Genomic DNA, 12,922 nt, shown 5'->3' with positions numbered 1-12,922 from the left:
GTTGGGTCAAAAATCAGCAGGCTGAGGAACCCATGGTTTACTCTTATAGCGAAAAGAAACGTATCCGTAAGGATTTTGGCAAACGCCCACAGGTATTGGAAATTCCATACCTTCTTTCAATCCAGCTAGATTCTTTCAAGAAATTTATTGATATCGATCCGGATGGTCAATATGGTTTGGAAGCAGCATTCCGCTCTGTGTTTCCAATTAAAAGTTACTCTGGCAATTCAGAATTACAATATGTTAGTTACCGCCTAGGCGAGCCCGTATTTGACGTAAAAGAATGTCAAATCCGTGGTGTAACTTTCTCCGCTCCGTTAAGAGTGAAACTGCGCCTGGTATTATTCGATAAAGAAGCAGCACCTGGTACTGTAAAAGACATTAAAGAACAAGAAGTGTACATGGGTGAGATCCCGTTAATGACAGAGAACGGTACGTTCGTCATTAATGGTACCGAGCGTGTTATCGTTTCTCAGCTGCACCGTTCACCTGGCGTGTTCTATGATCACGATAAAGGTAAAACGCACTCATCAGGTAAAGTACTTTATAACGCACGTGTCATTCCTTACCGTGGTTCTTGGTTAGACTTCGAGTTTGACCCTAAAGATAACCTGTTTGTACGTATCGACCGTCGCCGTAAGCTGCCTGCAACCATTATTCTTCGTGCTCTGGAAATGACCACTGAAGAAATCCTGGATACTTTCTTTGACAAAGTACAGGTTCGTATTGCCGATAATAAGATGATGATGGAAGTTATTCCTGATCGTTTGCGCGGTGAAACTGCACAGTTTGATATTTTAGATGGCGAAGGCAACGTACTGGTAGAAGCTGGTCGTCGTATTTCAGCCCGTCATACCCGTGCGCTGGAAAAAGCCAACGTAACTGAACTGGAAGTACCGGTTGAGTATCTGGCTGGACGTGTTTACGGTGATACTTATATTAACGAAGATACCGGTGAAGTACTGGTAACCGCTAACGATGAAGTAACGCTGGAAACGTTGGCTCAGTTAAGCCAGGCAGGTATTAAAGAATTTACTACCCTGTACATCAACGAGCTTGATCACGGTTCATATATTTCAGACACACTGCGTATCGACAGTTCAACAAATCGCCTGGAAGCGCTGGTAGAAATCTACCGCATGATGCGTCCCGGTGAACCACCTACAAAAGATGCTGCCGAAACGCTGTTTGACAACCTGTTCTTCTCTGAAGAGCGTTATGACCTGTCATCTGTTGGTCGTATGAAGTTCAACCGCCGTTTAGGTCGTGAAGAACTGGTAGGTTCAGGTACCCTGGATAAGCAAGACATCATCGATGTGATGAAGCAGCTTATCCTGATCCGTGACGGTAAAGACGAAGTGGACGATATCGACCACCTGGGTAACCGTCGTATCCGTTCTGTTGGTGAAATGGCTGAGAACCAGTTCCGTGTTGGTTTAGTACGTGTAGAGCGTGCGGTTAAAGAACGTCTGTCTCTGGGTGACCTGGACAACGTTATGCCACAGGATCTGATTAACGCTAAGCCTATCTCAGCCGCGGTTAAAGAATTCTTCGGTTCTTCTCAACTGTCTCAGTTTATGGACCAGAACAACCCGCTGTCAGAAGTTACGCACAAACGTCGTATTTCTGCCTTAGGCCCGGGTGGTCTGACTCGTGAACGTGCAGGCTTTGAGGTTCGGGACGTACACCCGACTCACTACGGTCGTCTGTGTCCAATCGAAACTCCTGAAGGTCCGAACATCGGTCTGATCAACTCGTTGGCGAGCTTTGCCCGTACCAATGACTTTGGTTTCCTTGAAACACCATTCCGTCGCATTGTTGACGGTGTTGTGACTGATGAAATCGATTACTTATCAGCAATTGAAGAAGGTCAGTTTGCGATTGCCCAGGCAAACGTAGCGCTGACTGACAGCATGGAACTGGTTGATGACCTGATCCCATGTCGTCACCGTGGTGAAACCACTCTGATGCCGAAAGAAGACATCAAATACATGGACGTTTCACCACAGCAAATCGTATCTATTGCTGCGAGCATTATCCCGTTCCTGGAACACGATGATGCTAACCGCGCCCTGATGGGTGCGAACATGCAACGTCAGGCTGTACCTACTCTGCGCGCTGATAAGCCGCTGGTTGGTACCGGTATGGAAAAAACCATTGCAGTTGACTCCGGTGTTACCGTAGTTGCCAAGCGTGGTGGTGTTGTTGACTATGTTGACGCCAGCCGTATCGTAATTAAGGTTGACGAAGATGAGATGTTTGCTGGTGAAGCCGGTATCGATATCTACAACCTGAACAAATACACCCGTTCAAACCAGAACACCTGTATTAACCAGCGTCCAACCTGTAACGTCGGTGACCCGATCGTAGCGGGCGATGTACTGGCTGATGGTCCGTCTACGGACTTAGGTGACCTGGCGCTTGGCCAGAACATGCGTATCGCGTTTATGCCTTGGAACGGTTATAACTTCGAAGACTCAATCCTGATTTCTGAGCGTGTTGCTCAGGAAGACCGTTTCACTACGATCCACATTCAGGAACTGAGCTGTATCGCTCGTGACACCAAGTTGGGGCCAGAAGAAATTTCTTCTGATATTCCAAACGTTGGTGAGTCTGCCTTAAGCAAGCTGGATGAATCTGGTGTTGTTTACATTGGTGCAGAAGTGAAGGGCGGTGACATTCTGGTTGGTAAGGTAACGCCAAAAGGCGAAACTCAGCTAACGCCGGAAGAAAAACTGTTACGTGCTATCTTCGGTGAAAAAGCCTCTGACGTTAAAGATACCTCTCTGCGTGTACCTAACTCTGTACACGGTACGGTTATCGACGTTCAGGTATTTACCCGTGATGGCGTAGAAAAAGACAAACGTGCGCTGGAAATTGAAGACATGCAGTTACGTCAGGTTAAGAAGGACCTGTCGGATGAATTCAATATCCTGGCTGACGGTATCTTTGCTCGTGCTGCTAACCTGTTGCTTAAAGCTGGTGTTGACCAGGCTAAGCTGGACAGCATGCCACGCGAAAAATGGTTTGACCTGCCGCTGACAGATGCAGATCTGCAAAGCGACCTGGATCAAATCGGTGCCCAGCACGACGAAATCAAAGCGGATTTCGATAAGAAATTTGAAGTTAAGCGTCGCAAGATCACCCAGGGTGATGATCTGGCGCCTGGCGTACTTAAGATCGTTAAGGTTTATCTGGCTGTTAAGCGTCATATCCAGCCTGGTGACAAGATGGCAGGTCGTCACGGTAACAAGGGTGTTATCTCTACCGTAATCCCGGTAGAAGATATGCCATACGATGAAAACGGCACGCCGGTAGACATCGTACTTAACCCACTGGGTGTACCGTCGCGGATGAACATCGGTCAGATCCTTGAAACACACTTGGGTATGGCTGCGCATGGTCTTGGCGTTAAGATCGACCGTATGCTGAAAGAGCAAGAAGAAATGCAGAAACTGCGTGGCTTCCTGCAGGAAGTATACGACCTGGGTGACAACCCTAAACAGGTCGATATTGGCACCTTTACTGACGACGAAGTACTGCGTTTAGCTAACAACCTGCGTAAAGGTGTACCAGTAGCAACGCCAGTATTCGACGGTGCGCGCGAATCTGAAATCAAACAGATGTTAAAACTGGCGGATATTCCTGAGAGCGGGCAAATTACCCTGTTTGATGGCCGTACTGGTCGTGAATTTGAACGTCCGGTTACCGTTGGTTACATGTACATGCTGAAACTGAACCACTTGGTTGACGACAAGATGCACGCGCGTTCAACCGGTTCTTACAGCCTGGTTACTCAGCAGCCGCTGGGTGGTAAAGCACAATTCGGTGGTCAGCGCTTCGGTGAGATGGAAGTGTGGGCACTGGAAGCATACGGTGCCGCTTACACCCTGCAGGAAATGCTTACTGTTAAGTCGGATGACGTTAACGGTCGTACCAAAATGTACAAGAACATCGTTGATGGCGATCACAGAATGGAACCAGGCATGCCTGAGTCATTCAACGTACTGCTTAAAGAAATCCGTTCACTCGGTATCAATATCGAGCTGGAAGAAAACTAAGCAGGCGCTGTTAGCCATAATTGATTGAGTTGGCCCGGGTAACCGGGCCATAGAGACTGACTCCGCCGGGAGAGTATTTGTGAAAGACTTATTAAAGTTTCTAAAACAACAAAACAAGACTGAAGAATTCGATAATATTCGCATTGGTCTTGCCTCACCAGACATGATCCGTTCATGGTCTTTTGGTGAAGTTAAGAAACCTGAGACCATCAACTACCGTACGTTCAAACCAGAGCGTGACGGTCTGTTCTGTGCGCGTATCTTTGGCCCTGTAAAAGATTACGAGTGTCTGTGCGGTAAGTACAAGCGCCTGAAGCACCGTGGTGTTATCTGTGAAAAATGTGGTGTAGAAGTAACCCTTACTAAAGTACGTCGTGAGCGTATGGGTCACATCGAACTGGCCAGCCCGGTTGCCCACATCTGGTTCCTGAAATCACTGCCGTCTCGTATCGGTTTGATGCTGGACATGACGCTGCGTGACATCGAGCGCGTACTGTACTTCGAATCTTTCGTAGTAACAGAGCCAGGCATGACCACGCTTGAGCGCAGCCAACTGCTGAGCGAAGAAGAATACCTGGACGCACTGGAAGAGCACGGCGACGAGTTCGAAGCGAAAATGGGTGCCGAAGCGGTATTTGACCTGCTTAAACACCTCGACGTTGATGCTGACGTAGCTTCTATGCGTGAAGAGTTGCCATCAATCAACTCAGAAACCAAGCGTAAGAAGATCACCAAGCGTCTTAAACTGCTTGAATCATTCCAACAGTCTGGCAACAAGCCAGAGTGGATGATCATGACCGTATTACCAGTATTGCCACCGGATCTTCGTCCTCTGGTACCACTGGACGGTGGCCGTTTTGCAACATCTGATCTGAACGATTTATACCGCCGTGTAATCAACCGTAACAACCGTCTGAAGCGTCTGTTAGACCTGGCGGCACCTGACATCATCGTACGTAACGAAAAACGTATGTTGCAGGAAGCGGTAGACGCACTGCTGGATAACGGTCGTCGTGGCCGCGCTATCACCGGTTCTAACAAGCGTCCTCTTAAATCACTTGCCGATATGATCAAAGGTAAGCAGGGTCGTTTCCGTCAGAACTTACTTGGTAAGCGTGTTGACTACTCTGGCCGTTCTGTAATTACCGTTGGCCCTACACTGCGTCTGCACCAGTGTGGTCTGCCTAAGAAGATGGCTCTTGAGCTGTTCAAGCCATTCATCTACGGCAAATTAGAAGGTCGTGGTTTAGCGACTACTATCAAAGCTGCGAAGAAGCTGGTAGAGCGTGAAGCGCCGGAAGTATGGGACGTTCTGGATGAAGTAATCCGTGAACACCCGGTATTACTTAACCGTGCACCAACACTTCACCGTCTGGGTATCCAGGCGTTTGAACCGACCCTGATCGAAGGTAAAGCGATCCAATTACACCCACTGGTGTGTGCGGCTTATAACGCTGACTTCGACGGTGACCAAATGGCGGTACACGTACCACTGACCATTGAAGCACAATTAGAAGCCCGTGCGCTGATGATGTCGACGAATAACATTCTGTCGCCAGCGAACGGTGAGCCAATCATCGTACCTTCACAGGACGTTGTATTGGGCCTGTATTACCTGACTCGTGACAAAGTAAACGGCCAGGGCGAAGGCATGGTATTTACCAGCCCGCACGAAGCTGAAAAAGCTTACCGTACTGGTAATGCCGAACTGCACTCACGCGTTAAGGTTCGTATTACTGAATACGACGTAGCGGAAGACGGCAGCAAAACTGAGAAGGTTACCCTGACCGATACCACTGTTGGTCGTGCGATTTTCTCTCTGATCCTGCCAAAAGGTCTGCCTTTTGAGCTGATCAACCAGCCAATGGGTAAAAAGCAAATCTCTGGTCTGCTTAACGCCTGTTACCGTCGTCTGGGTCTGAAAGACACCGTTATTGCGGCTGACCAAATCATGTATACCGGCTTCCACTATGCGATGATCGCGGGTGCGTCTGTTGGTATCGACGACATGGTTATCCCTGATGCCAAGAAAGACATTATCGATGCAGCTGAAGCGGAAGTAATCGAGATCCAGGAACAGTTCCAGGGTGGTCTTGTAACAGCCGGTGAACGTTACAACAAAGTTATTGATATCTGGTCAAACGCGAACGAAAAAGTCGCGAAAGCCATGATGGATAACCTGAAAACTGACGTGGTTATTAACGCCAAAGGCGAAGAAGAAGAGCAAGCCTCATTTAACTCTGTTTATATGATGGCCGACTCCGGTGCTCGTGGTAGTGCCGCTCAGATTCGTCAGTTAGCGGGTATGCGTGGTCTGATGGCGAAGCCGGATGGCTCAATCATCGAAACGCCAATCACGGCAAACTTCCGTGAAGGTCTGAACGTACTCCAGTACTTCATCTCAACCCACGGTGCTCGTAAAGGTCTTGCCGATACCGCACTGAAAACTGCGAACTCAGGTTACCTGACTCGTCGTCTGGTTGACGTAGCCCAAGATCTGGTTATCACTAACTCAGACTGTGGTACTTACGAAGGCGTACTGATGACTCCGCTGATCGAAGGTGGAGACGTTGTAGAACCGCTGCGTGAACGTGTACTGGGTCGTGTAGTTGCTGAAGACGTTTACATCCCGGGTACCGAAGAAGTACTGCTTGAACGTAACACGCTGCTCGACGAAGCGTTGGTAGACCTGCTTGAGTCAAACTCTGTTGACCAGGTAAAAGTACGCTCAGTAATTACCTGTGACAATGACTTTGGTGTTTGTGCTAACTGTTACGGTCGTGACCTGGCTCGCGGTCATATGGTTGGTAAAGGTGAATCTGTTGGTGTTATCGCTGCGCAGTCAATCGGTGAGCCGGGTACCCAGCTGACCATGCGTACGTTCCACATCGGTGGTGCGGCATCACGGGCGTCTGCAGAAAACAGTGTACAGGTGAAAACCGCCGGTAACCTTAAGCTGCACAATGCTAAATATGTACGCAACACTGACGGTAAAGTAGTTATCGTTTCTCGTTCAACCGAACTGACCATGACAGATGAGCAGGGTCGTGAGAAAGAGCGTTATAAAGTACCTTACGGTGCAACCTTAACCGTTGATGACGGTGCTGCTGTTCAGGCTGGCGACATTGTTGCTAACTGGGATCCGCATAGTCACCCAATCATTGTTGAGCGTGCGTCTAAGATCTCATTTGCTGATATCGACGATTCAAATACCGAGATGCAGCAGGATGAGCTGACCGGTCTGACCCGTGTTGTGGTTAAAGACCTGTCCAAGCTGAATGCGAAAGAGCCTAAACTGATTCTGGAGAGCGACGAGTTTGGTCTGCAGGAAATTCGCCTGCCTAGCTTTACCACCATCGAAGCGGCGGACGGTAAAGTGGCTAACGAAGGTGACGTGCTGGCACGTATTCCTCAGGAAAGCTCGAAAACACGTGACATCACCGGTGGTCTGCCACGGGTTGCTGACTTGTTCGAAGCGCGTAAGCCGAAAGAACCTGCAATCCTGGCTGAAGTTTCCGGTACCATTGGCTTCGGTAAAGAAACCAAAGGTAAGAAACGTCTGGTTATCACCCCGAAAGATGGTGACCCATACGAAGAGATGATTCCGAAGTGGCGTCAGCTTAACGTGTTTGAAGGTGAGAACGTGGAACGCGGCGAAGTTATCGCTGACGGTCCTGAGTCACCACACGATATCCTGCGTCTGCGTGGCGTAAGTGCGGTATCTAACTACATCGTGAACGAAGTTCAGGAAGTATACCGTCTGCAAGGTGTAAAAATTAACGATAAGCACATCGAGGTAGTTATTCGCCAGATGCTGCGTAAGTGTATGATTACCGCACCAGGCGATACTCAGTTCCTGGAAGGCGAGCAGGTTGAAGTGTCTGCTGTTAAGATCGCTAACCGTGAAATGGAAAAACAGGGCAAACTGCCTGCGCTTTACGAAATCCAGTTACTGGGTATCACCAAAGCGTCGCTGTCTACAGAGTCTTTCATCTCTGCAGCATCGTTCCAGGAAACCACGCGCGTTCTTACCGAAGCAGCGGTTCAGGGCAAAGAAGACGATTTACGTGGTCTGAAAGAAAACGTTATCGTTGGCCGTCTGATCCCAGCGGGTACCGGTTTCGCTTATCACGAAAAACGTGCTCAGCGTCGCCATGAAGAAATTGCTGAACTATCAGTGTCTGCTGCTGAAGCAGAACAAGCACTGACCGAAGCGTTAAACGCCGAAGTATCTTCTGACGAATCTACGTCAGACGAATAAGCGTTAATAGAAAGAAATTGGGGCACTACCGGGAGGTAGTGCCCCATTTTGTCATCTGTACCGGGGAAATATCGCATAATTGCGTGGTTAACCTTTGTACACCTTGACAGCACTGGCTTTGATCTTTAATATTCCGCGACCCGAAAAAAGGTAGCAGTATTATTTGCCGCCAAAAAGGGCGCGGTTTTAAAGATTCGATGTCACCGGGATCGTAACGAGCATACGGTCTGACGACGAATTAAAGTCGTAAATTAATCGACCCGGACAAAGGCCCGGGTTTTTGTAGTTTTTAATCAGGAGCTAGTTAATGGCAACAGTTAACCAGTTAGTGCGCAAGCCACGCAGAAAGCCCGTTGAAAAAAGCAACGTTGCTGCCCTGCAAGCTTGTCCGCAAAGACGTGGCGTATGTACTCGCGTATATACCACTACGCCTAAGAAACCAAACTCAGCACTTCGTAAAGTATGTCGTGTGCGTTTAACCAACGGTTTTGAAGTATCTTCATACATCGGTGGTGAAGGCCACAACCTGCAGGAGCACAGTGTTGTTCTTATCCGTGGCGGTCGTGTAAAAGACCTGCCAGGTGTTCGTTATCACACTGTTCGCGGTACTCTTGACTGCGCCGGCGTAAACGATCGTAGACAAGCCCGTTCTAAATACGGCGCAAAACGGCCTAAGTCTTAACGGTTCTCCGTTAGTAAGGCCAAACTGAATTAATTGAGTTTTGGGTTATCCCTGAATTCCACGGAGAATAGAAGATGCCAAGAAGAAGAGTCGTAGGTCAACGTAAAATCCTACCAGAACCAAAATTTGGTTCACAGCTGCTTGCTAAATTCATGAATGTCGTAATGCTCGACGGCAAGAAATCGATTGCAGAAAAAATCGTTTACGGTGCGCTTGATATTGTTGCTGAAAAAACCGGCAAAGCACACTTAGATGTATTCGAAGAAGCTCTGGACAACATTCGTCCTACTGTAGAGGTTAAGTCTCGCCGCGTAGGTGGTTCAACTTACCAGGTTCCAGTAGAAGTTCGTCCGGTTCGTCGTAATGCATTAGGTATGCGTTGGATGGTAGAAGCGGCACGTAAACGTGGCGAGAAGTCAATGGCTCAACGCCTTGCAGCCGAAATGTTAGATGCAGCTGACAACAAAGGTTCAGCGGTTAAGAAACGTGAAGACGTTCACCGCATGGCCGAAGCGAACAAAGCGTTCGCTCACTATCGTTGGTAATCAACGTTTAACTGAGAGAGAAGTATGCCACGTAAGACCCCAATTGATCGCTATCGGAATATAGGTATTGTTGCGCACGTTGATGCGGGTAAAACCACAACAACTGAGCGTGTACTATTCTATACCGGGTTATCGCATAAAATTGGTGAAGTGCATGATGGTGCTGCAACCATGGACTGGATGGAACAGGAACAAGAGCGCGGAATTACTATTACTTCCGCTGCGACAACCTGTTTCTGGGCCGGGATGCAGCAACAATTCGATCAGCATCGTATCAATATTATCGACACCCCCGGGCACGTTGACTTTACCATTGAGGTAGAGCGTTCATTGCGTGTTCTGGATGGTGCTGTAGTGGTATTTTGCGGGTCTTCTGGCGTTGAACCTCAATCAGAAACCGTTTGGCGACAAGCGGATAAATATCACGTTCCGCGCATGGTCTTCGTTAATAAGATGGACCGTGCCGGGGCGGATTTTGAACGGGTTGTTGGTCAAATCCGTAAGCGTTTGGGCGCGACCTGTGTACCCATTCAGCTTAACATCGGTGCGGAAGAAGAATTCCGTGGCGTGATTGACCTGATTAAAATGAAATCCATTAACTGGAACGCCGAAGACATGGGTATGACTTTTACCTATGAAGACATTCCGGCGGATCTTCAGGATAAGGCCGAAGAATACCGTGTTGAAATGGTAGAAGCGGCTGCCGAAGCCAACGAAGAATTAATGGAAAAGTATTTAGAAAACGGTGATCTGACTGAAGATGAAATTCACGAAGGTCTGCGTATTCGCACGCTGAACAACGAAATCGTGCTGGCTACCTGTGGTAGTGCGTTTAAAAACAAAGGTGTGCAGGCAGTACTGGATGCAGTTATTCGCTATTTACCTGCACCGGTTGACATCCCTGCGATTAATGGTGAGCTTGAAGATGAAAGCCACGGTGAGCGTCACGCCAGTGATGATGAGCCGTTTTCGGCGCTGGCGTTCAAGATCGCTACCGACCCGTTTGTGGGCACGTTAACCTTTTTCCGTTGTTACTCTGGTGTAGTGAACACCGGTGATACCGTATATAACCCTGTTAAGGGTAAGCGCGAACGCTTTGGTCGTATTGTTCAGATGCACGCCAAAGACCGTGAAGAATTAAAAGAAGTTCGTGCAGGTGACATTGCCGCCGCAATTGGCATGAAAGACGTCACTACTGGTGACACGTTGTGTGATCCTAATCACATTATTACGCTGGAGCGTATGGAGTTTCCTGATCCGGTGATTTCGATTGCCGTTGAACCAAAATCAACGGCTGACCAGGAAAAAATGGGTATTGCCCTGAGTAAGCTTGCGGCTGAAGATCCATCGTTCCGCGTAAAAACCGATGAAGAAACCGGTCAGACTATTATTTCCGGTATGGGTGAACTGCACCTGGACATCATCGTTGACCGCATGAAGCGGGAATTTAAAGTTGAATGTAACGTTGGTAAGCCTCAGGTGGCTTATCGCGAGACTATCCGCAAAAAAGTGGAAGTCGAAGGCAAGTTTGTCCGTCAGTCAGGCGGTCGTGGCCAGTTTGGTCATGTCTGGCTGCGTATTGAGCCGAATGAAGAAGGTGCTGGTTACGAATTCGTCAATGAAATCGTAGGCGGTGTTATTCCTAAAGAATTCATTCCTTCGGTGGACAAAGGTATTCAGGAGCAAACGCAAAATGGTGTGCTCGCAGGTTACCCGGTTCTCGATGTAAAGGTAACTTTGTTCGATGGTTCGTACCATGATGTTGACTCTTCTGAAATGGCGTTTAAGATCGCCGGTTCTATGGGCTTTAAGAAAGGAGCTGCTGAGGCAAATCCGGTATTGCTTGAACCCATGATGAGCGTTGAAGTAACTACACCTGAAGATTGGATGGGTGATGTCGTTGGTGACCTGAATCGTCGCCGTGGTATGATCGAAGGTATGGAAGAAGGCGTAGCCGGCATAAAAATTGTGCGGGCAAAGGTGCCACTTTCCGAGATGTTCGGTTATGCTACTGACCTGCGTTCTGCTACGCAGGGGCGCGCCTCCTATTCGATGGAGTTCTTCAACTATGCAGAAGCCCCTAACAATGTGGCGAAAGCAATCATTGAAGCACGAAGCTAATAAATTTTGAAGGTTCGGTCCGGTCTGCTATTGGAGCGGACTTTTAACTTAGGAAACGAGAAAAATGGCAAAAGAAAAGTTTGAACGGTCGAAACCCCACGTAAACGTGGGTACTATCGGCCACGTTGACCACGGTAAAACCACTCTGACTGCAGCAATCACTACTGTTCTTGCAAAGACTTACGGTGGTTCTGCGCAAGCATTCGATCAAATCGATAACGCGCCAGAAGAAAAAGCACGTGGTATTACCATCTCTACTTCACACGTAGAGTATGACACTCCAACTCGTCACTACGCTCACGTAGACTGTCCTGGACACGCTGACTATGTTAAAAACATGATCACCGGTGCTGCTCAGATGGACGGCGCGATCCTGGTAGTAGCTGCGACTGACGGCCCTATGCCTCAGACTCGTGAGCACATCCTGTTAGGTCGTCAGGTAGGCGTACCTTACATCATCGTATTCATGAACAAATGTGACATGGTTGATGATGAAGAGCTGCTTGAGCTGGTTGAAATGGAAGTACGTGAACTGCTGTCTGAGTACGACTTCCCAGGTGATGACCTGCCAGTAATCCAGGGTTCTGCACTGAAAGCTCTTGAAGGCGATGCAGCGTGGGAAGCTAAGATTGTTGAGTTAGGTGAAGCACTGGATTCTTACATCCCAGAGCCAGAGCGTGACATCGATAAGCCGTTCATCCTGCCAATCGAAGACGTATTCTCAATCTCAGGTCGTGGTACTGTTGTAACTGGCCGTGTTGAGCAAGGTATCGTTAAAGTAGGTGAAGAAGTAGAAATCGTTGGTATCAAAGATACTACCAAGACTACTTGTACTGGTGTTGAAATGTTCCGTAAGCTGCTTGACGAAGGTCGTGCAGGTGAGAACGTTGGTGTTCTGTTACGTGGTACTAAGCGTGATGACGTTGAGCGTGGTCAGGTTCTTTGTAAGCCTGGTTCAATCAAGCCACACACTAAGTTTGAAGCAGAAGTATACGTACTGTCTAAAGATGAAGGCGGTCGTCACACTCCATTCTTCAAAGGTTACCGTCCACAGTTCTACTTCCGTACAACTGACGTAACTGGTGCTGTAGAGCTGCCAGAAGGCGTAGAAATGGTAATGCCTGGTGACAACCTGAAGTTCGTAGTAGAACTGATTGCACCAATCGCGATGGACGAAGGTCTGCGCTTCGCGATCCGTGAAGGTGGTCGTACAGTAGGTGCTGGTGTTGTATCTAAAATTATCGCTTAATCG

At 48.4% G+C, this 12,922-nt stretch carries 6 protein-coding genes; all 6 read left to right on the top strand.

Translation table 11 applies throughout. From position 1 onward, the window contains the following. Positions 1 to 32: 32 nt before the first annotated feature. Positions 33 to 4,061, top strand: a complete 4,029-nt coding sequence (gene rpoB / locus BFC17_RS20825; protein WP_070178458.1) for a DNA-directed RNA polymerase subunit beta — start codon at positions 33 to 35, stop codon at positions 4,059 to 4,061. 79 nt (positions 4,062 to 4,140) lie between these two features. Next, positions 4,141 to 8,322 (top strand): DNA-directed RNA polymerase subunit beta', encoded by a 4,182-nt coding sequence (gene rpoC, locus BFC17_RS20820; protein ID WP_070178457.1) that lies wholly within the window; start codon positions 4,141 to 4,143, stop codon positions 8,320 to 8,322. Between the two features lie 307 nt (positions 8,323 to 8,629). Further along, positions 8,630 to 9,004, top strand: coding sequence for a 30S ribosomal protein S12 (gene rpsL / locus BFC17_RS20815; RefSeq protein ID WP_032097755.1), 375 nt, complete (start codon positions 8,630 to 8,632; stop codon positions 9,002 to 9,004). A gap of 74 nt (positions 9,005 to 9,078) precedes the next feature. Continuing rightward, positions 9,079 to 9,549: a 30S ribosomal protein S7 gene (gene rpsG, locus BFC17_RS20810; protein ID WP_070178456.1), complete on the top strand. Its 471-nt coding sequence runs from the start codon at positions 9,079 to 9,081 to the stop codon at positions 9,547 to 9,549. Positions 9,550 to 9,573: 24 nt separating this feature from the next. After that, the gene (gene fusA, locus BFC17_RS20805) at positions 9,574 to 11,670 is read left to right on the top strand and encodes an elongation factor G (RefSeq protein ID WP_070178455.1); all 2,097 of its coding nucleotides are present in this window, start codon (positions 9,574 to 9,576) and stop codon (positions 11,668 to 11,670) included. Positions 11,671 to 11,734: 64 nt separating this feature from the next. Next, positions 11,735 to 12,919, top strand: coding sequence for an elongation factor Tu (tuf, locus tag BFC17_RS20800; RefSeq protein WP_070178447.1), 1,185 nt, complete (start codon positions 11,735 to 11,737; stop codon positions 12,917 to 12,919). Positions 12,920 to 12,922: the final 3 nt, after the last annotated feature.

The organism is Marisediminitalea lipolytica (assembly GCF_001758465.1).
GTDB classification, from domain to species: Bacteria; Pseudomonadota; Gammaproteobacteria; order Enterobacterales; family Alteromonadaceae; genus Alteromonas; species Alteromonas lipolytica.
Note: the sequence above shows the minus strand (reverse complement) of the source record. Positions and strands in the feature narration are given on the sequence as shown.